The sequence below is a fragment of the Burkholderia cenocepacia genome (assembly GCF_014211915.1).
In the GTDB taxonomy this organism is placed as follows: Bacteria; Pseudomonadota; Gammaproteobacteria; order Burkholderiales; family Burkholderiaceae; genus Burkholderia; species Burkholderia orbicola.
In genome coordinates this window covers 2,073,518-2,091,919 of record NZ_CP060040.1, presented here as the reverse complement: position 1 = coordinate 2,091,919, position 18,402 = coordinate 2,073,518, and the positions used below count along the sequence as shown (strand labels likewise).

At 69.2% G+C, this 18,402-nt stretch carries 15 protein-coding genes and 7 pseudogenes; 12 read left to right on the top strand and 10 right to left on the bottom strand.

From position 1 onward, the window contains the following. Positions 1 to 17: 17 nt before the first annotated feature. The gene (gene prpF / locus SY91_RS25805; RefSeq protein ID WP_023477576.1) at positions 18 to 1,208 is read left to right on the top strand and encodes a 2-methylaconitate cis-trans isomerase PrpF; all 1,191 of its coding nucleotides are present in this window, start codon (positions 18 to 20) and stop codon (positions 1,206 to 1,208) included. Between the two features lie 58 nt (positions 1,209 to 1,266). Here prpF and SY91_RS25800 read toward each other — a convergent pair whose 3' ends face one another. The 7 genes and pseudogenes from SY91_RS25800 to SY91_RS25775 all read right to left on the bottom strand — a co-directional run bounded on the left by SY91_RS25800 (position 1,267) and on the right by SY91_RS25775 (position 7,247). Next, the gene (locus SY91_RS25800; protein ID WP_023477577.1) at positions 1,267 to 2,205 is read right to left on the bottom strand and encodes an alpha/beta hydrolase; all 939 of its coding nucleotides are present in this window, start codon (positions 2,203 to 2,205) and stop codon (positions 1,267 to 1,269) included. A 38-nt stretch (positions 2,206 to 2,243) separates the two neighbouring features. Next, entirely contained in the window at positions 2,244 to 3,404 is a 1,161-nt protein-coding gene (locus SY91_RS25795) for an acyl-CoA dehydrogenase family protein (protein WP_043888511.1), read from the bottom strand. A gap of 37 nt (positions 3,405 to 3,441) precedes the next feature. Continuing rightward, positions 3,442 to 4,753 (bottom strand): annotated as a pseudogene (locus SY91_RS25790) (MFS transporter). 10 nt (positions 4,754 to 4,763) lie between these two features. After that, positions 4,764 to 5,123 carry a hypothetical protein gene (locus SY91_RS35195; RefSeq protein WP_260632445.1) on the bottom strand — a complete coding sequence of 120 codons (360 nt, stop codon included), beginning with the start codon at positions 5,121 to 5,123 and terminating at the stop codon, positions 4,764 to 4,766. Between the two features lie 198 nt (positions 5,124 to 5,321). Beyond that, positions 5,322 to 5,681 (bottom strand): porin, encoded by a 360-nt coding sequence (locus tag SY91_RS35190; RefSeq protein WP_260632444.1) that lies wholly within the window; start codon positions 5,679 to 5,681, stop codon positions 5,322 to 5,324. A 208-nt stretch (positions 5,682 to 5,889) separates the two neighbouring features. After that, on the bottom strand, positions 5,890 to 6,687 hold the full coding sequence (locus tag SY91_RS25780) for an enoyl-CoA hydratase/isomerase family protein (protein WP_006480326.1): 798 nt from the start codon (positions 6,685 to 6,687) through the stop codon (positions 5,890 to 5,892). Beyond that, on the bottom strand, positions 6,684 to 7,247 hold the full coding sequence (locus tag SY91_RS25775) for a CoA transferase (RefSeq protein ID WP_260632443.1): 564 nt from the start codon (positions 7,245 to 7,247) through the stop codon (positions 6,684 to 6,686). Before SY91_RS25775 ends, SY91_RS25780 begins: the two co-directional genes overlap by 4 nt. Before the next feature lie 51 nt (positions 7,248 to 7,298). On the opposite strand from SY91_RS25775, the pseudogene SY91_RS25770 reads away from it, so the two are divergent. Together SY91_RS25770 and SY91_RS35610 are read left to right on the top strand one after the other, a co-directional pair. Beyond that, positions 7,299 to 7,973 (top strand): annotated as a pseudogene (locus tag SY91_RS25770) (IclR family transcriptional regulator); the annotation flags it as partial. A 254-nt stretch (positions 7,974 to 8,227) separates the two neighbouring features. After that, positions 8,228 to 8,437 (top strand): annotated as a pseudogene (locus tag SY91_RS35610) (multidrug transporter subunit MdtA); the annotation flags it as partial. Here SY91_RS35610 and SY91_RS25765 read toward each other — a convergent pair. Next, positions 8,404 to 8,724: pseudogene (locus SY91_RS25765) on the bottom strand (enoyl-CoA hydratase-related protein); the annotation flags it as partial. The pseudogenes SY91_RS35610 and SY91_RS25765 overlap by 34 nt on opposite strands. Positions 8,725 to 8,909: 185 nt before the next feature. On the opposite strand from SY91_RS25765, the pseudogene SY91_RS25760 reads away from it, so the two are divergent. The 4 genes and pseudogenes from SY91_RS25760 to SY91_RS25745 all read left to right on the top strand — a co-directional run bounded on the left by SY91_RS25760 (position 8,910) and on the right by SY91_RS25745 (position 11,469). After that, positions 8,910 to 9,669, top strand: a pseudogene (locus SY91_RS25760) (IclR family transcriptional regulator). A 125-nt stretch (positions 9,670 to 9,794) separates the two neighbouring features. Next, positions 9,795 to 10,827 (top strand): annotated as a pseudogene (locus tag SY91_RS25755) (CaiB/BaiF CoA transferase family protein). A gap of 127 nt (positions 10,828 to 10,954) precedes the next feature. Continuing rightward, positions 10,955 to 11,203, top strand: coding sequence for a type II toxin-antitoxin system Phd/YefM family antitoxin (locus SY91_RS25750; protein WP_034175095.1), 249 nt, complete (start codon positions 10,955 to 10,957; stop codon positions 11,201 to 11,203). A 47-nt stretch (positions 11,204 to 11,250) separates the two neighbouring features. Next, a complete protein-coding gene (locus tag SY91_RS25745) occupies positions 11,251 to 11,469 on the top strand; it encodes a type II toxin-antitoxin system RelE family toxin (protein ID WP_006480332.1) in 219 nt (72 codons plus the stop codon). Between the two features lie 40 nt (positions 11,470 to 11,509). Here the strand turns inward: SY91_RS25745 and SY91_RS25740 are convergent, their stop codons facing one another. Next, positions 11,510 to 11,953 (bottom strand): PaaI family thioesterase, encoded by a 444-nt coding sequence (locus SY91_RS25740; protein WP_006480333.1) that lies wholly within the window; start codon positions 11,951 to 11,953, stop codon positions 11,510 to 11,512. 278 nt (positions 11,954 to 12,231) lie between these two features. Between SY91_RS25740 and SY91_RS25735 the strand changes: the two are divergent. Continuing rightward, a pseudogene (locus tag SY91_RS25735) lies at positions 12,232 to 13,850 on the top strand (methyl-accepting chemotaxis protein). On the opposite strand, the gene SY91_RS25730 reads toward SY91_RS25735, so the two are convergent. Continuing rightward, entirely contained in the window at positions 13,823 to 14,932 is a 1,110-nt protein-coding gene (locus SY91_RS25730) for an AGE family epimerase/isomerase (protein WP_023477586.1), read from the bottom strand. The pseudogene SY91_RS25735 and the gene SY91_RS25730 sit on opposite strands and share 28 nt — an antisense overlap. Positions 14,933 to 15,047: 115 nt before the next feature. On the opposite strand from SY91_RS25730, the gene SY91_RS25725 reads away from it, so the two are divergent. From SY91_RS25725 to SY91_RS25710, 4 genes are all read left to right on the top strand, one after another. Further along, positions 15,048 to 15,746, top strand: a complete 699-nt coding sequence (locus SY91_RS25725) for an MgtC/SapB family protein (RefSeq protein WP_006480336.1) — start codon at positions 15,048 to 15,050, stop codon at positions 15,744 to 15,746. Positions 15,747 to 15,851: 105 nt separating this feature from the next. Next, on the top strand, positions 15,852 to 17,258 hold the full coding sequence (locus SY91_RS25720; protein WP_023477587.1) for a hypothetical protein: 1,407 nt from the start codon (positions 15,852 to 15,854) through the stop codon (positions 17,256 to 17,258). Between the two features lie 174 nt (positions 17,259 to 17,432). After that, positions 17,433 to 17,588 carry a hypothetical protein gene (locus tag SY91_RS25715; protein WP_006480339.1) on the top strand — a complete coding sequence of 52 codons (156 nt, stop codon included), beginning with the start codon at positions 17,433 to 17,435 and terminating at the stop codon, positions 17,586 to 17,588. A 223-nt stretch (positions 17,589 to 17,811) separates the two neighbouring features. Continuing rightward, complete coding sequence (locus tag SY91_RS25710) at positions 17,812 to 18,291, top strand: GNAT family N-acetyltransferase (protein ID WP_006480340.1); 480 nt, start codon at positions 17,812 to 17,814, stop codon at positions 18,289 to 18,291. The last annotated feature ends 111 nt before the right edge of the window (positions 18,292 to 18,402 follow it).

Genomic DNA, 18,402 nt, shown 5'->3' with positions numbered 1-18,402 from the left:
ACAGGGATTACGCAAACATGGCTCACATTCCTCAAATCAGGATTCCCGCGACCTACATGCGCGGCGGCACCAGCAAGGGCGTGTTCTTCCGGCTGCAGGACCTGCCGGACGCCGCTCAGGCGCCGGGCGCCGCGCGCGACGCGCTGCTGCTGCGCGTGATCGGCAGCCCCGACCCGTACGGCAAGCAGATCGACGGGATGGGCGGCGCGACGTCGTCCACCAGCAAGACGGTGATCGTGTCGAAGAGCACGCGGCCGGGGCACGACGTCGACTACCTGTTCGGTCAGGTCGCGATCGATAAGGCGTTCGTCGACTGGACCGGCAACTGCGGCAACCTGTCGGCGGCGGTCGGCCCGTTCGCGATCAGCGGCGGGTTGGTCGATCCGGCGCGCGTGCCGCGCGATGGCGTCGCGACCGTGCGGATCTGGCAGGCGAACATCGGCAAGACGATCGTGGCGCACGTGCCGATCACGAACGGTGCGGTGCAGGAGACGGGCGATTTCGAACTGGACGGCGTCACGTTCCCGGCCGCCGAAGTGCAGCTCGAATTCATGGACCCGGCCGCCGAGGAAGAAGGCGCGGGCGGCTCGATGTTCCCGACCGGCAACCTTGTCGACGACCTGGCCGTGCCGGGTATCGGCACGCTGAAGGCGACGATGATCAACGCGGGCATCCCGACGATCTTCGTCGACGCGGAAGCGATCGGCTACACGGGCACCGAGCTGCAGGACGCGATCAACGGCGACCCGAAGGCGCTCGACAAATTCGAGACGATCCGCGCGCATGGCGCACTGCGCATGGGCCTGATCGACACGCTCGACGAAATCGCGACGCGGCAGCACACGCCGAAGATCGCGTTCGTCGCGAAGCCGGCCGATTACGTCGCGTCGAGCGGCAAGCGCGTGAACGCGGGCGACGTCGACCTGCTGGTGCGCGCGATGTCGATGGGCAAGCTGCACCACGCGATGATGGGCACGGCGGCGGTCGCGATCGGCACGGCCGCGGCGATCCCCGGCACGCTGGTCAATCTCGCGGCGGGCGGCGGCGAACGCAACGCGGTGCGCTTCGGGCATCCGTCGGGCACGCTGCGCGTGGGGGCGGAAGCGCGGCGGGAGAACGGCGAATGGACCGTCACGAAGGCGATCATGAGCCGCAGCGCGCGCGTGCTGATGGAAGGCTGGGTGCGGGTGCCGGGGGATGCGTTCTGATCGTTGCCGCTGGGATCGGCGCGGATGCGGGCGGCTTCGGCCGCCCGCGTCGTTTTCGTCAGCCGTGCAGGAAGCGGCGCAGCGCGTCGTGGCTGAGGCGGCGCGCCGTTTCCGAGACCCGCGCGCCGGGCACGATGTCGAATCCGTGTACGCCGCCGGGCAGCACGTGCAGTTCGGTCGGCACGCCCGCGCGCAGCAGGCGCTGCGCATAGTCGAGATTTTCGTCGAGGAACAGGTCGAGCGAGCCGACCGACAGGAACGTGGGCGGCAGGCCGTCGAGCCGCGTGGCGCGCGCGGCCGCCGCGTACGGGGACACGCCGTCGATGCCCGGCGCGTGACCGAGCAGCGAGGTCCAGCCGAACCGGTTGTTGGCCGCATGCCAGATGAATTCGCCGGCATGCGGATGCGGCGGGCGCGTGCAGGTGCGGTCGTCGAGCATCGGATAGATCAGGTGCTGGAACGCAAGCCGGAATTCGCCGCGGTCGCGGGCCAGCAGCGCCAGCGCGGCGGCCAGTCCGCCGCCCGCGCTTTCGCCCGCCACGCCGATCCGCGCGGCGTCGATGCCGAGCGTGTCGGCGTGACGGAACACCCATGCGAGCGCCGCGTAGCAGTCTTCGATCGCGCCGGGAAACACCGTTTCCGGCGCGAGGCGATAGTCGATCGAGATCAGCGCGCAGCCGAGTTGTGTGACGAGCAACCGGTGCACCGCTTCGAGCTCCTTCGCCGCGCCGCGCACGTAGCCGCCGCCGTGCATGTGGACGATCGCCGGGAGCGGGCGCGCGTGGCCGTCGGGCAAATAGACGAGGACCGGGACGTCCGGCGCGCCGGCCGGGCCGGGTACCGTGCGGCGTTCGAGCGTGCTGCCGGCCGGGTCGGGCGGCGGCAGCGGCAGCACGCGCTGGCGCGACTGTGCGAGGTTGTCGGCGCTGAGCGTGACGGTCGGCCAGGTCTCGAGCAGCGGGCGGATTTCGGGATCGACGAGAGGCAGGGTGTTCAACGCAGGGCTCCATCGTGGAAGTGGGCGGCGCGCCGCGGTCAGAGCACGCTGCGTGCGACGACCCAACGGTGCACCTCGGTCGGACCTTCGAAGATGCGCATCAGCCGCGCCTCGCTGGCCATCTGCTGCAACGGCATTTCCTTCGTCATGCCCATCGCGCCGAGCGTCTGCATCGCATGATCGATGACGGTCGACGCCATTTCGGTCGCGAACACCTTGACCATCGAGATCTGCGTGCGTGCATCCTGCCCGGCATCCACGCGCGCGGCCGCTTCGTAAGTCATCAGGCGGCATGCGTGGATCTGCGTGAGCGCGTCGGCGACCCACCACTGGACCGCCTGGCGCTCCGCGAGCGGCACGCCGAAGGTCGTGCGCTGTTTCGCATGGTCGCACAGGAGCGCGACCGCGCGTTCGGCGCGGCCGATGCACCACGCGGCCATCTCCAGCCGCCGGTTCGCGAGCCGCGACTGCATCGGCGCGAAGCCGGCGCCTTCCCGGCCCAGCAGTTGCGCGCCGGGAATGCGGCAGTCTTCCAGCACGATTTCGTAGGTCGACAGCCCGCCGATCATCGGAATCCGGCGTTCGATGACGAAACCCGGCGTGTCGCGATCGACGATGAACGCCGACATGCCGCCGCGCTTGCCCTTGCTGCGATCGGTCAGCGCCATCACGATCGTCCAGTCGGCTTCGGCCGCGTGGCTGATCCAGATCTTCCGGCCGTTCAGCACCCAGCCGTCGCCGTCGCGCACGGCGGTCGTCGACAGCGCGCCCGGATCGGAGCCGGCGCCCGGCTCGGAGATCGCCATCGCGGCACGCGTGGCGCCGCGTGCGTACGGGTCGAGATAGCGCGCGCGCTGCGCCGCGTCGGCCGCATCGCACAGCATCCGCAGGTTCGGCGAGTCGGGCGGCAGGATGTACGGGGTCACGGTCGTGCCGATCGCCTCGTTCACGCCGACCATCGCGACGGCCGGCAGATCCGAGCCGCCCGCGGCGAGCGGCGCGTCGAGTCCCCACAGGCCGAGTTGCCGGGAGCGTCCGTCGAGGTGCGCACGTTCGTCGGCGAGCAGCCCGAAGCGCTGGCCGTCGGCCTCGCGCGCCATCACCGCCGCTTCGAGCGGAATCAGTTCGTCCTTCACGAAACGCGCGACGAGGTCGCGGATCATCCGGTGTTCGAGTTCGAGTTCGAGTTCGAAATTCATGAGGGTGGTCCGTTCGGGAGAGAAAGAAGGCGCGCCGTCAGCCGGCGTTCGTGTGCACCGCCGCGCGGGCGCGCAGCGTCCCGAGCAACGCGAGCGCGCCGGCCGCCAGCAGCGCGGCATTGAAATAGAGGCCGCCGCGCATCGATCCGGTGGCCGTGTTGAGCACGCCCATCAGGAACGGGCTCGCGAATCCGCCGATCGCGCCGGTCATCGTGATCGCCGCGATCGCGACCGCCATCGAGCGCTTCGGCAGCGCGAGCCCCGGCAGCACCCAGAACGCGGGCAGTGCCGCGGCGTGCATGGCGACCGCGATGCACAGCGCGATCATCAGATGCGACGTGCCGGCGCTGCTCGCGAGACCAGCGAGCGCCGCCGCGCACGCGAGCATCGCGACGGCGCCGTGCTTGCGCCATTCGCGCCGGCGCTCGGTGCGCCAGCCCATCGCGAGCATGCCGGCGATGCCGCACAGGTACGGCAGCGCGGACAGCAGTCCGATCTGCATCGCGCCATGCAGGCCGCCGCGATGCAGGATCACGGGCATCCAGAACACGAGCGCGTAGCCGGCGGCCGCGATCGCGAAATTGGCCGCGCACAGCAGCCAGAAATCGCGATGCGCGAGCAACGGCCGTGCCGCGTTCGCGGCCGGCGTATCGGCTTCGGCCTGCGCGTGGGCGGCGCGCAGCGCGGCCTTGTCGGCGTCCGACAGCCAGCGGGCGTCGTCCGGCCGGTCGTCGAGAAAGCGCAGTGCGACGAGGCCGAGCGCGCTGCTCGGCAGCCCTTCGACGACGAACAGCCATTGCCAGCCGCTCAGGCCGCCCACGCCGTCGAAGTACGACAGAATCGCGCCCGACACGGGGCCGGCGATCAACCCCGCGAGATACAGCGCGGTCATGAACAGCGCGAACGCCTTGGCGCGCTGCCGCGGCGGATACCACGCGCCGAGATAGAACAGGATGCCGGGGAAGAAGCCGGCCTCGAACACGCCCAGCAGGAAGCGGCACGCGTAGAACTGCGCGGGCGTCGTGACGAACATCGTCGCGGCCGAGCCGAGGCCCCACAGCACCATGATCCGGGCAATCGTCCGGCGCGCGCCGATCCGCGCGAGCCACGCGTTGCTCGGAATCTCGAACGCCATGTAGCCGATGAAGAAGATGCCGCGCCGAGCCCGTAGACGGCGTCGGAGAAGTGCAGTTCGGCGGCCATCTGCGCGTGCGCGAAGCCGATGTTGATCCGGTCGATGAACAGCGTGTAGCACAGGATCACGGCAGCAGCCGGCGCGAGATCGGCGATAGAGCGCCTGCGTCGCGCCGTCGTCGACGCGCCGGGTGGGTCGAAAGGGTCGGGGTCATGGGCACTCCGTCAGAAGCGGTGAACGATGCCGAGCGCGAACACCTGCTCGGTGCCGCCCGGTTGCGGCTGCAGGCCGGCGACGACGGTGTTGCGGGCGTCGCCGCTGTTCTTCATGTAGAGATAGCGGGCGTAGAGCGAGGTCCGCTTCGACAGCGGATGGTCGTAGCCGACGCCGAGCCGGTCGCGTCGTTCGCCGAGCCCTTCACGTCGGGCGCACCACCGACACGAGCACGCGATCGAGCGCACCGACGTTGATCGACGCGCCGACGCTCGCGGTCGAGAACGCGGGCAGGCGCGCGGCGTGCCGACGCCGTACAGGAACGCGGCGTACAGCTTGACGTGCGCGAACGCGTAGTTGGCCGCGAACACATAGTGCGGGTCGTCGACGGGGAGATGACGGGTGCGAGGTTGCCGGCCGACGTATCGCCCTGGAAGCCGGCGCCGACGTACAGTCCGCCGATCCGGTATTGCAGCCCGGCGCCGTAGTTGCGTCCAGCCTGCGTCGAGAGCGCGTTCGGCGTCGGAAAGCCGTACGTGGCCATCACGCGCAGGCCGTTCCGGTCGGGCTCAGGTACGACGCCGCCTGGTTGAAGCGGAATCGGCGGCGTCGTGTTGCTCGTGATCGTGTCCGTCGACGTGGCGCCGCAGCGCGAGCGGCGACAGCCGTTCGTTGAGTCCGAACGGATCGCCGTCGTACACGACGTAGAACGCGGGCGTGTATTGCCGGCCGAGCCGCAGGTCGCCGTAGCGCGTGTTCTGCAGCGACACGTACGCCCGCCGGTAGAACAGCGTGCCGCCCTGGAACGATCCGTCGGCCGGCGAGAAGCCGCTTTCCAGCACGAATTTCGTCGACGTGCCGCCGCCGAGATCCTCGACGCCCGTCAGGCCGAAGCGGCTCGTCGACGCGCCACCGCCGCTTTGCCGCATCTCGATAGACTGCCGATGCGATCGAATTCGACGTAGCTGTCGACGATCCCGTACAGCGTGACGACGACGCGTGCGCCGGCGTGGCGCACAGCACGCACGCGCCGACCAGGAATGCTTTCCGTTGCATGAAGGTGTCTCCGTCCATGTTTTTTGGGCGCGCCCGCGTTCTGGGAGCGGTGCGCGCGGGTGCTGCGGTGCGGCGCCGGCCTCAGCGTCCCTTGAACACCGGCTTGCGCTTCTCGAGAAACGCGCGGGCGCCCTCGATCCGGTCCTCGCTCGCGTAGACGTCGGGGCCGACGTCCAGCCGCAGCGCGGCGGCCACCGGCAGCCCCTGGCTGCGCGTCGCGGTTTCCTTGATGCGGCGGATCGTGAGCGGCGCGTTCGCGGCGATCGTCTGCGCGAGCTCGCGCACGGTGTCGTCGAGCGCGGCGCCGGGCACGACGCGGTTGAGCAGGCCGGCGCGTTGCGCTTCGTCCGTGTCGAAGCGGCGGCCCGTGAACAGCAGCTCCATCGCGATCGCGCGCGGCAACATGCGCGGCAGCAGCACGCTCGCGAAGTTCGCACCCATGCCGACTCGCGCTTCGGGCAGCGCGAAGGTCGCGTGATCGGCGGCGATCCGCAGGTCGCACGCGAGCGCGATTTCGCAGCCGCCGCCGATCGCGTAGCCGTTGATGGCCGCGATGGTCGGCTTGCGCAGCTCCAGGATCAGCTCGTGCACGTTGCGTGCGAGTCCGCGCATCGGCTGCATTCCGCGGATCTCGGGGTCGCCGAGATCGACGCCCGCGCTGAATGCGCGTTCGCCCGCGCCGCGGATCACGATGACGCGAATCGACGGGTTGTCGTCGAGCGTGACGAGTTCGTCGCACAGGCGGCGGATCGCTTCGGCGGACAGCGCATTGGCGACGTGCGGGCGATGGATCGTCAGCCACGCGATGCCGTCGGCGTCGTCGCGCAGGATCGACGGGGCATCGTCGCGCGCCGGTGAAGAAAAGCGCGGGGTGGTCATGACGCGCTCCCGGCCACGTCCGCCCGCGTGTCGTGCAGCACGCCGGCTTGCCGCAGCGCGTCGCGGCGTGCCGCGTCGATCCCGAATGCGTCGAGCACGGCGTCGGTGTCGGCGGCGAACGGCTGGGGTGGCCGGCGTATCGATCCAGGCGTGCGGGACAGCTTGGCGGGGATGCCCGCGCCGGTGTACGTATCGGTGTCGACGAACATCGCGTTGCGCGCCGTCTGCGGATGGCCGAACGCATCGGCCACGGTGTTCACCGGTCCCGTCGCGACGCCGGCGTGCATCAGCCGCTCGACGACCTCGTCCGCCTGCAGTTCGGCGGTCAGCTGGCCGAGCAGCGTGTCGAGCGCCTTGCGATGCGCGACGCGCTGCGCATTGGTCGCGAAGCGTGGATCGCGCGCCAGCTCGGGCACGCCGAGCGCGTCGACGAGCCGCGCGAACGTGCGGTTGTTGCCGGCGCCGGTCGCAACCGGTTTGTCCTTGCACGGATAGACGCCGTATGGCGCGATCGCGCCGTACACGTTGCCGGTCGCGACGGGCACGTCGCCGGTCGCCATCCAGCTCGTGCTGACCGGATGCAGCATCGACAGCGCGGTATTGACCGGCATCCGAAGCCGACCGTCTCGCGCATCACCGCGACGCTCGTCAGCGCGCGGCTTCCTGTTCCAGTTGCCGACAGCGAGCGCTTCGTGCTGACCGCGTCCGTACTCGAACTGAGCCACGGCTTCGCCGCGCAACGCGTTCGACATCCGCGCGCGTTCGCGGCCGTTCATGATCGAACTGGTCGAACGCACGTCGCTGTCCGTGCATCTCGCGGTGCGCGACCGCCTCGACATGGTCGCGATCGACGTGATCCGCCCGCGCTCGGCCGTGCTCGTCACGCGCCTCGAGATCGGCTCGCGGATGGACATCGCGCGTACGGCCGTGGGCGCGCGTACCTCGCCGCGCTCGAGGACGACGAGCGGCGGCAACTGCTCGAGTCGCTGCGCACCACGGCCGGCGACGACTGGCCGCACGTGTCCGCTCGCCTCACGCCCGCGCTCGACGAAGCGATGCGCGACGGCCACGCGATCGCGATCGGCGAATGGCGCGAGGGCCTGAATGCGGTCGCCGCCGGGTTCGTCGGCCCCTCCGGTCAACGCTATTCGGTGAATTGCGGCGGCGCGGCGCACCAGTGTCCGCCCGAATGGCTGCAGGAACAGGTGGTGCCCGCGCTGCAGGAATGCATCGCGAAAATCACCCGCGAAATCGGCGGCGCGCCGGCCCGGCGCGTCGGCGTGTAATCGTTTCGTCATCGCCGTGTCGCGTTCTGTAACGACCGTAACCCGTTGAAAGATAGACCGCTGGACTGTAACGGGGACGGCACGTAGGATCATGCCCATCATCGCGCCGCATTCGCGGTGCGCACCGCTCTTTTCCCGCGGATCGGCGGGGCCCCGGACCGAGCCGGGCCGCCCCGTCCCGTCACCCGCACGCCCACGCGCAGCCCAGCAGTCCGATTTTCCGGCCCGCCGCGCCGTCTTCCTGACAGAACACGATGGATAACGAACAAAAGCCCACGCCCCCTTCGAAAGACTCCGCGCCCGCCGCTGCACGGCGCCCGCGCCGCACGCTGCTGATCGGCACCGTCGCGGTCGTCGTCATCGGCGGCCTGCTGAGCGCGATGAAGCTCTCCGCGAAGCGCGCGCGCTCGGCGGCGATGCGGATGTCGCACATGCATGCGAGATCGGTGCCGGCGCCGACGGCCGGGCCGTTGACCGCCGCGATGGCCGGCACTTCGAGGTGATCGAACGCATGCGCGAGCCGCTGGATGCCGCGGCGATAGCTGGTCCGGATCGCTGCAGGGTCGTGTGGGCCGGCTTCCACGAATGCGCGCATCGCCTTCACGTTGCCGCCCGACGAGAACGTCGTGCCGGCGCCGGTCAGTATCAGCACGCGGATCGATTCGTCGCGGTTCGCTTCGTCGCAGCATTCGGTCAGCGCGTCGATCGCATCGGTGTCCGAAATGGCGTTGCGAGTGTCGGGACGGTTCATCGTGACGGTCAGGATCGGGCCCTGCCGTTCACGGATCAAAAAGGCTGCCATGGTGTCTCCGTATGTTCTGTGCCGCGGGACTTCACGTCGCGGGCCGAAGCCTAGTATCGTCACGACGGTCGGCGGCGGGAAATTCCGTTCCACATACGTGGAAGGCCCCTGCCGGTCGCTGCGGAGGAGGCGGGATGAGCGGAAACGTGGTCAAGAGCGCGGCGCGCGTATTCGAGGTGCTGGAACTCTTCAGCACCTTGCAGCGGCCGCTGAGCGTGCGCGAGATCGCGACGCGCTGCGGGTATCCGGGGTCGAGCGGCGTTGCTCACCAGCATGAAGACGCTCGGCTATCTTGCCTACGACGATGCAACCCATGCGTATGCACCCACCGCGCGGCTCGTCAATCTCGGCGAAGCGCTGGTCGATTCGGCGGCCGGCAGCCGGCGGCACTGGCATGCGGTCGCGAAGCGACTGGCGGCGCGCACGCACGAGGCGGTCGTGATCGCGGTGCAGAGCGACCTGTACGTGCAGTACATCGACGCGGTCGAGGGCTCGCATTCGATTCCGGTGCAGTTCTATGCGCCGATCGGCACGCGTCGCGAGATCTGCATGTCGGGCCTCGGCTGGGCGTTGCTGAGCATTCAGCCCGACAGCACGATTCGCCGGCTCGTGTCGCGCAGCATCCGCCGGATCGGGAAGTCGGGCAGGACGATCGACGAGGACGTCGTGCTCGACAAGGTCGAACAGACGCGCCGGCTCGGCTATTCGTATTCGGCGCATACCGTGACGCAGGGCGCCGCGATGATCTCGATGGTGATCGCGGACGGCTGGAACGGGCTGCCGCTGGCGATGGGCGTGGCCGGGCCGGTCGAGCGGATCGACCCGCATCGGGACGCGATCGTGCGCGCGATGCGGTTGGCGCTGGCGGAGCGGGCGGGGGACGGGCTGCGCTAGGGCCCGCGCAAGCCCGTTATCGGCGTGAACAGGCGCTGGTCGCGCGAAGCCGGCGCGCGCAGACATTCGCATAGAATCGGAAAGTTTCGCCGCCCCTGTTCCGACTGCATTTCAGCGAGGTCGCCATGCCATTGAACGCGCCGCTTGCCGGCATCCACATCGTCGAATTCGAAGGGCTCGGCCCCGGCCCGCTCGCCGGCTGGATGCTCGCCGGCATGGGCGCGCGCATCACGCTGATCGCGCGCCCGTCCGGCCGCACGAGCGCACCGGACGCGCTGCGGGCCCGCGACGGCGACTTGCTGCGCGAAGGCAAGAACATCGTCGAACTCGACCTGAAGGCGCCGGCCGGGCGGGACGCCGCGCTCGATCTGATCGCGCAAGCCGATGCGCTGATCGAGGGCTTGCGGCCCGGCGTGATGGAGCGGCTCGGCCTCGGGCCCGACGTTTGCGCGCGCCGCAATCCGAAGTTGGTCTACGGGCGCATGACCGGCTGGGGCCAGGATGGACCGCTGGCAGCCGCGGCCGGGCACGACCTGAACTACGTCGCGCTGACCGGGCTGCTGTCTGTCCGCGCCGATGCGGCCGCCGGGCGTGCCGCCGACCGTCGTGCGATCGGGCGTGCGCGCTCGGGCTCGCGTTCGGCGTCTCGCGGCTCGACGTGCGCGGCGGCGGGCCGGGGGTGGTCGACGGGCGATCGTCGACATCGTGTCGATGCTCGTTCGCTCGCGCTGTGGGCACGCGGAACGGCCAGTCGACGGCGCGCAGCCGAGCCTGTTCCACGACGCGCCGTTCTACGACGTGTATCGCTGCGCGGACGGCGAATGCGTGACGATCGGCGCGCTCGAACCGCCGTTCTATGCGCTGCTGGTCGAACGGCTCGGGCTGACCGACGTCGATCCCGCGTCGCAGTACGACCGGGCGCGCTGGCCCACGCTGAAGGCGCGTTTCGCGGACGTGTTCGCGCGGCAGCCGTCCGCGCACTGGCGCACGCTGCTCGAAGGCACCGATGCGTGCTTCGCGCCGGTGCTGAGCGTGGCCGACGCGGCCGTGCACCCGCACAACGCGGCGCGCGGAATCTATCGGACGGATGAGCACGGGAACGTGCGGGCGCGGGTGGCGCCGCGGTTTTTGCCGTTGGCGAGGGATGACGCCGATTAGGGCTGGCTTTCAGGGGTGGTTTCCGTTCGTCGACGGCCGAGTGTCGACTGCATCAGGGTGTCAATTTTCGTGCTTAGTCTGGTATCAAATTAAGTACAATCGACGCTCGATTGGAGAAAGAGCGGGTATGCCTCACACCATTCTGGCTAGCGTGACGGCTAGCGTCTCGGAGCTGAAGCGGAATCCGATGGGAACCGTTGCCGCGGGCGAGGGTTTTCCGGTCGCCATCCTGAATCGCAACGAACCCGCGTTCTACTGCATTCCAGCGAAGACGTGGGAGGCGATGGTCGAACGCCTGGAAGACACCGACGACAATGCGATGGCCGATTCGCGCGCCAGGGAGAAGATCGTCAAGGTCAATTTGAATGGCCTTTGATCTCGCCTTTCTCGAGCCTGCATTGAAGGGGGAAGCTCGATCGCACCGTGCGCGATCAATTCAAGGCCAAGCTCGCCGAGCGGCTCGAGCATCCTCGTATCCCGTCAGCCAAATTGCATGGCCACCCGGATCGCTACAAGATCAAGCTGCGCGGTGTCGGTTATCGCCTCGTCTACGAAGTGCGCGACGCGGAAGTCATCGTGCTGGTGGTCGCGGTGGGCCGCCGCGAGCGTGATGCGGTCTATCTGGCTGAGATGAAACGCTAGCGCGACCCGCGTCACGGCATCGACGCCCGGCCTCGGCCATTCACGCCGTTTCCACCGGCGCATCCGGCATCTTGCCGTCGCCGACGCGGTTGATCGTGCCTTGCGCGATCGCGACGAGCCGCTCGTGATCGCCGTCGATGACGAACACGTGGCACTGGCAGGTCGCCTGGTGCCGGCCCGCGTAGACGAGCTTCGCGCGGGCGACGAGCGTGCCGTTCACGGCCGGCCGCAGGTAGTTGATCTTGTATTCGGCGGTGATCACGCGCGGGCCGAGCACGAGCGCGCCGGCGAACGTCAACGCGTTGTCCGCGAGATAGCTGATGACGCCGCCGTGCACGAAACCGTGCTGCTGCCGCAATTCCTCGCGCACCGGCAGACACAGCGACACTTCGTTGTCGCCGATATGCATCAGCTCCGTGCCTAGCAGCATGCTGAACGGTTGCGCGCGCAATGCGCCGCGCGCGTGGTCCGTGATGTCGGTCATCGAACGTCCCTCGAAATGAGTGCCTGCTTGCGCTGAACTCTAGGAAGGGGGCTCCGGATAAGCAAGGAAATTCGTCCGCGTTTCGTGCAAATCCCGGCGCGATGCGACGCGATTATTGCGTCGAATACGCAAGATCGCCGCGTTTGCGGGCGATTCGACGCGAATGCGCGAGCGACGCGCGCGATTGACCTGCGTGGCGGCCATTCCGCCTAAAGTCCGACGAAGAAATGCCGCTAATGCCGGGGCATTGCCTCATCGTCCGCTCTCCAGGAATCCCCATGTTCGGAAAAATCAAGCTCGCGTCGGGTCTGCTCGGCGTGTTGACCGTGTTCTGTCTCTTCCTGTTCGCGATCGAAGCGCTCGGCTTCTGGGCGCTCACGTCGACGCGCAGCGGCGTCGACGATCTGTCGAACGTCGCGATCGCGCAGGTCGACGCGGCCAGCCGGGCGACCGAGCAACTGCTCGACGCGCGCATCAACCTGTCGCGTGCCGGCACGCGGATGGTGCGCGGCGGGCCGAAGCCCGAGGACATCATCCGCCACGCGGGCGCGTCGCTCGCGGAAGCGGACAAGGCGTTCGCCGTACTGACGACCGCGCAGGCGGTCGACGACACCAACCGCGCGCGCGTCGCGGCGCTCACCGAGCGCTATCGCGCGCTGCGCGGCGCGCTGGGCGAACTCGTGCAGTTCCTCGACGCCGACAACATCCAGGCGTTCCTCGACCAGCCGACCCAGGGCTTCCAGGACGCGTACATCGCCGAACTGCATCGCTTCACCGACTATGGCGGCACGTCGAGCCGCGCGGCGCTCGACACGATCGACGGCGGCATGCTGTGGTTCAAGTCGGTCGGCATCGTGCTGCTGGTGGCGATGCTCGCGGCGAGCGCCGCGATCTACGCGGCCGCGCGGCGCGCGGTCGTCGCGCCGCTGGAGCAGGCCGGCCGCCATTTCGAGCGGATCGCGCAGGGCCGTCTCGACGAAGCCGTGCAGGCGGGTGGCGTGTTCGAGATCGACCGGATGCTGCGCGCCCTCGGCGCGATGCAGACGAGTATCGCGGGCACCGTGCGCACGGTGCGCCAGGCGTCCGACGCGATCCACCTGGGCGCGGGCGAGATCGCGGGCGGCAACGCCGACCTGTCGGCGCGCACGGGCACGCAGGCCGCGTCGCTCGAGGAAACCGCCGCGAGCATGGAGGAATTGACCGCGACCGTCCGGCAGAACACCGACAGCGCGCGCGCGGCGAGCGCGCTGGCCGACGCGGCGCTCGAAGCGACGAGCCACGGCGGCGGCGTGGTCGACAGCGTGATCGACCGGATGCGCGGCATCGCGCAGAGCTCGGGGCGGATCGCGGAGATCATCTCGGTGATCGACGGCATCGCATTCCAGACCAACATCCTCGCGCTGAACGCGGCGGTCGAGGCCGCGCGGGCCGGCGAACAGGGGCGCGGTTTCGCGGTGGTCGCGGGCGAAGTGCGCTCGCTCGCGCAGCGCAGCGCGCAATCGGCGAAGGAGATCAAGGCGCTGATCGAGGATTCGGTCGCACAGATCAACGGTGGCGCGGAGCTCGTCGAGCGCGCCGGCGACGCGATGCGCACGGTATCGGCGTCGATCACGCGCGTCGTGCAGACGATGTCGGAGATCACGGCGGCGTCGGTCGAGCAGAGCGTCGGGATCGAGCAGGTGAACCAGGCCGTCACGCAGATGGATCAGCTCACGCAGCAGAACGCGGCGCTGGTCGAGGAAGTCGCGGCGGCGGCCGCATCGCTGAACGACCAGACCGCGCACCTGTTGCAGGCGGTGTCGGTGTTCGAGCTGGGCGACGGACGCGCCGCCCTCGGCGGCCGCGCGCGCCGTCGTTCGCCGCGACGGATTACGAACCGGTCGGCAGCGCCGCGTAGGCGGTCGCGAGGTGATAGGGCGTCGTCGACGGCATGTCGGCGCGCGACACCTGTCCGTCCGCCGTCTTGCATTCGAACCAGCCGCGCGGATGCAGGAAGCGCGCGGCGAACCGTTCGATCTGGCGTGCGAGCGGCGCGGAGGCCGGCGTGCCGCCGTGCGTCGCGAGCGCGCGCAGGTATTCGGTCTGCGCCCAGATCCGCTGCGTGCCGTCGATGCATGCGCCTCGAGCGTCGAGCGCCGCGCACACGCCGCCCGTCTGCGGATCGACGCCGTATTGCTCGGCGAACGCGAACGCGCGCGACAGCGCGGCGGGCAGCCCGGTCTGCGCGAGCCGCGCACCGGCCGCATCGACCAGATAGAACCACTCGAACTGATGGCCGGGCTCGAAACGGTTGTCGGCCGCGCCGAGCGGCAGCTCGGCCACGCAGCCGGTCGCCGCATCGACGAACGTGCGCTCGACGGCCTGCGCGGTGCGCGCGAGCGCATCGTCGAATGCCGGGTCGCCGAACGCATCGGCGGCCGCGAGCCACGCTTCGGTCAGGTGCATCAGCGGATTCTGCAGCGCACCGCTGCCGGATGACGAGAAATCGGCATCGCGCGCGGCATCGAGCAACGCGTCGCCGTGGCGCGGCGCGAAGCGGTCCTGGATCAGCGCGGCGGTTTCCTCGGCCACCGTGCGCGCGGCGGCGGCGCCCGACGCCGCATGCCACGCGGCGCACGCGAACACGATGAACGCGTGCGTATAGAGATCCTTGGTCGTATCGAGCGGCGCGCCCTGCGCATCGACGCTGTAGATCCAGCCGCCGTGGCGCGGGTCGCGAAAGTGCCGGCACAGCGCGTCGAACAGCGTGGCCGCGTGCGCGGTGTCGCCGGCCTGCGCGAACACGAAGAGTTGCCTTGCGCACGCCATTGCGCGATAACGGGTCACGGGCAGCGGCGCGTGGGTGGCCGGATCGACGGCCTCGAACGGCAATTGCAACGCCGAGTCGAACCCTGAACCCCGCCAGATCGGCAAGACGACGTGCGCGAAATGGTGGCGCAGCTGGGCGGCCTGGGCGGAAGCGGAGTCGGAAACGGACATGGCGGGGTTGAGCGCTTGGATCGAAACGTGTCGGCGCGGCCCGGAGAATCGGCGCGGCCGGGGCCAAGGATAAAACATTCCGCGCGACCGGCACCAAAAAAAGGAGAGAAATCGGATGCTCAGCAACCTGGAACTCGTGATGCGGCTCGTTCTCGCGGCGGCGCTCGGCAGCGTCATCGGCTTCGAGCGGGAGCGCCTGTCGTGGGCGGCCGGCCTGCGCACGCACATGCTGGTGTGCGTCGGCTCGACGCTGATCATGATCGTGTCGGCGTTCGGTTTCGCCGACGTGCTCGGCACCAGCGACCACGTCGTGCTCGATCCGTCGCGGATCGCCGCGCAGGTCGTGTCGGGCATCGGCTTCCTCGGCGCGGGCTCGATCCTGCTGCGCGGCGAGATCGTGCGCGGGCTGACGACGGCCGCGAGCCTGTGGTCGGTCGCCGCGATCGGCCTGGCGGTGGGCGGCGGGCTCTATGTCGCGTCGATTTCCGCGACGATCATCATCCTGATCATCCTGGCCGGCATCAAGCCGCTGGAGCGGCGCTATTTCACGGTGCGCCAGCGGCGCCAGCTCGCGTTGACGGTCGCGAGCGGCACGCTGACGTTCGATTCGCTGCACGCGGCGCTCGGCCCGGACAGTGCGCGCGTGAAGCAGTTCATCGTGCAGCGTGCCGACGACACGGGGGAGCAGGACGAGGTGCGCATCGCGCTGGCGCGCGTGTCGGAACTCGAATACAAGGCCATCTGCGCCAAGCTGCGCGCGCTGCCGGGCGTCACGCGCTTCGACGGCGGGAACGGGCTGGCGGGCGACGAATAGCGTGACTCGATTGCGTGACTCGGTTGCGGGGCGTGCGACAATGGCCGACCACCGATTCCGTTCGACATCCGGGTTCGCGTCTGCGGGCCCTGCTATCCGATTTCCATGACCGAATCCGTTTCCACGCCTCGTTCCCGCTCCCGTCCCACCCGTTCGTCGGCCCGTTCGCGCCCGCGCTCGGCCGCTGCCGCAGGCAGCACGTCCGCCAAGGCGACGGCGCGGTCCGGCAGCGCACCGGCCGGCGACGCGCCGCGCGACGAACGGACGCTCGACCTGTTCGGCGATCCGGTGCTGGAGCCGGGCGAGCGCGTGCCGGTGACGGCGCGCGAGGAAGGGCTCGGGGAAGCCGAGGCGGCGGCCGGTGCCGATGACGGGCGACAGGCTACGCTGGACGGGTTTATCCCGCTGGCGGATGCGGCGGCGGCAACGCGTGCGGAAGCTGAAGGTACGGCGGCGCAGGATGGGGCGGTCGAGGCCGTTTCCGTTTCGACACCTGAAGGCGATGTGGCCGCGAACGTCGACGGCGCATCGGCAGAGGAGCTTGCAACGAAGGCCGCCGATTTGCCAGCGGTCGATGGCGGCGTAACGCAGATCGACGTGCCCGCGGTCGACCGCGCCGCGAACGCGGAGACGAAGCTGGAAGCCGACGATGGCGCTGCGGCGCAGGCGGCGGAGTCGCAAGCGGCAAATGGAGAAGTTGCGAAGCCTGTCGTCGACGCGGCGGTCGTCAAATCCCGCGAAGGGAAATCTTCGGGGGATGCGGTGAAAGAGCGTCGCTCGTCGTCGGGCGGCAAGCGTCGGGCGGCTGCCGGGGGCAATGAAGCGGCGACGACGCCAACCGTAGCAGTTGCGACGAGCGTCGATTCGAAGCCGGAAGCGGTTGACTCGAACCCGCCGCTGGTCGTCGCCGTGCCGGTCGAGCCGCAGACGCCGGCACAGCCGACCCAGTCGGCACAGTCGGCACAGTCGGCACAGTCGGTGCGGCCGCTCGAACCGGCAATCGCCACACCTTCCGCGAAGCCCCGCGACACGACCCCGCAGCCCGACGCTTCGCCGTCGCCGGTTGCGCAGCCGGCGGTATCCGCCGCCTCGTTCGTCACCAAGCCCTCGTCGGAGCGCCCGCAACCGCTCGCGCCGGTCTTCGATCCGGACACGCACCTGCGCCCGCTGACCGACCGGCTCGCCGCGCTGCAGTCCGACGTGGACGGCCTGACGCGGTCGGCCGATCGCGAGATGCGCCGCGTCAACCGGCTGCTGCTGGCGCTGGCCGTCGTCGTGCTGGTAGGGCTCGTCGCGCTGGTGCTGCAAACGCGGCAGATCGCGCACCTGAAGCAGGACGTGGCCACCAAGCAGCAACGGATCGATCGCCTCGCGGCCGATCTGTCGACGCAGCAGGCCACGCTGATGACGCTCGAGGAGCACCACGAAGCGCTCCTGTCGCAAGTCGACCGGCTTCAGCGCAGCGCAAACCGCGAGGCGGCCGTCGCGAAGCGGGTTCGTCGCACCCGCTAACGTTTCGACCCTATCCTGACAGCCCGACGCAGCAAGGATCGCCGTTTCCCGCCGGCGATCGGCTGTCGCGCGGGTGCGGCAAACCGATGCAGTCCGCTGGCAGAGTTCAGGGAAAACCCTTAGAATGGAGGTCATCTAAGGGAAAACCCTAGCTACATCTGTCAGGAGTCTCACATGAGCTTCATCTTCGCCTTGCTGCAAAAAATCGACGACCTGTTCGTGTCCCCGCACCTGCCGCTCGACGCCGACTACTCGTACGCCGCACGTCACGCCGAAGCCGAGCGCGTGCGCCGTGCAAACCTGGTGCCGATCGTCCTGTACCGTCGTTGATTCGTTGATTCGCTGATTCGTTGATTCGTTGATTCGTTGATTCGTTGATTCGTTGATTCGCTGATTCGCTGATTCGCTGATTCGCTGATTCGCTGATTCGCTGATTCGCTGATTCGGCGCGGCGTCCGCCGTACCTGCTCGCCCGTTTTCCGCCGCCGCCTCGCGCGCCGGTGCGACTGTCCCGCTACACTGGAAGTCCGATTCCGTTCACGGCGACCGGGCCATGCTGCAGATGCGGCCGATGACGGCCGGCGAATTCCACGCGTACCGCACGCGAGCCATCCACGGCTACGCGATCGATCTCGTTTCCTCCGGGCAAAATGCTGTCGAAGACGCAGCCGATCGTGCACGCGCCTGTTTCGACACGCTGCTGCCCGACGGCCTGCTGACCGCCGGCCAGACCCTCGTCACGCTCATCGACGGCGCCAGCGGCGACACGGTGGGCGACCTCTGGTACGCGATCGTCCCCGAAGGGCCGAACCGCACGCTGTTCATCTACGACCTCGACATCGTCCCGTCCCGGCGCCGCCAGGGCTGGGCCACGCGCGCGCTCGATGCGCTCGACGCCGAGGCGCGTCGCTACGGCGTCACCGAGATCGGGCTGTCGGTGTTCAATCACAACGCGGCGGCGCGTGCGCTGTATCGCTCATGCGGCTTCGTGCCGATCACCACGACGTTGATCAAACCGGTCGTGTCGGACTGAATCCGCCGGCTCGCGATGCATCGTCATGGGGTTGCGATTCGGCGCACTTCCTGACCCTTCCTCACTTCCTGACCCTTCCTCACTTCCTGATCCTTCCTGTTGGCCGCCCAC

Coding starts and splice junctions, on each gene's coding strand:
- SY91_RS35190 (WP_260632444.1), bottom strand. CDS start 5,681: ATGCGGCAAAGCGGCGGTGGCGCGTCGACGAGCCGCTTCGGCCTGACG.
- SY91_RS25795 (WP_043888511.1), bottom strand. CDS start 3,404: ATGAATTTCGAACTCGAACTCGAACTCGAACACCGGATGATCCGCGAC.
- SY91_RS25780 (WP_006480326.1), bottom strand. CDS start 6,687: ATGACCACCCCGCGCTTTTCTTCACCGGCGCGCGACGATGCCCCGTCG.
- SY91_RS25750 (WP_034175095.1), top strand. CDS start 10,955: ATGCCTCACACCATTCTGGCTAGCGTGACGGCTAGCGTCTCGGAGCTG.
- SY91_RS25720 (WP_023477587.1), top strand. CDS start 15,852: ATGACCGAATCCGTTTCCACGCCTCGTTCCCGCTCCCGTCCCACCCGT.
- SY91_RS25725 (WP_006480336.1), top strand. CDS start 15,048: ATGCTCAGCAACCTGGAACTCGTGATGCGGCTCGTTCTCGCGGCGGCG.
- SY91_RS25775 (WP_260632443.1), bottom strand. CDS start 7,247: ATGGCGACCGGCGACGTGCCCGTCGCGACCGGCAACGTGTACGGCGCG.
- prpF (WP_023477576.1), top strand. CDS start 18: ATGGCTCACATTCCTCAAATCAGGATTCCCGCGACCTACATGCGCGGC.
- SY91_RS25710 (WP_006480340.1), top strand. CDS start 17,812: ATGCTGCAGATGCGGCCGATGACGGCCGGCGAATTCCACGCGTACCGC.
- SY91_RS25715 (WP_006480339.1), top strand. CDS start 17,433: ATGAGCTTCATCTTCGCCTTGCTGCAAAAAATCGACGACCTGTTCGTG.
- SY91_RS25740 (WP_006480333.1), bottom strand. CDS start 11,953: ATGACCGACATCACGGACCACGCGCGCGGCGCATTGCGCGCGCAACCG.
- SY91_RS25730 (WP_023477586.1), bottom strand. CDS start 14,932: ATGTCCGTTTCCGACTCCGCTTCCGCCCAGGCCGCCCAGCTGCGCCAC.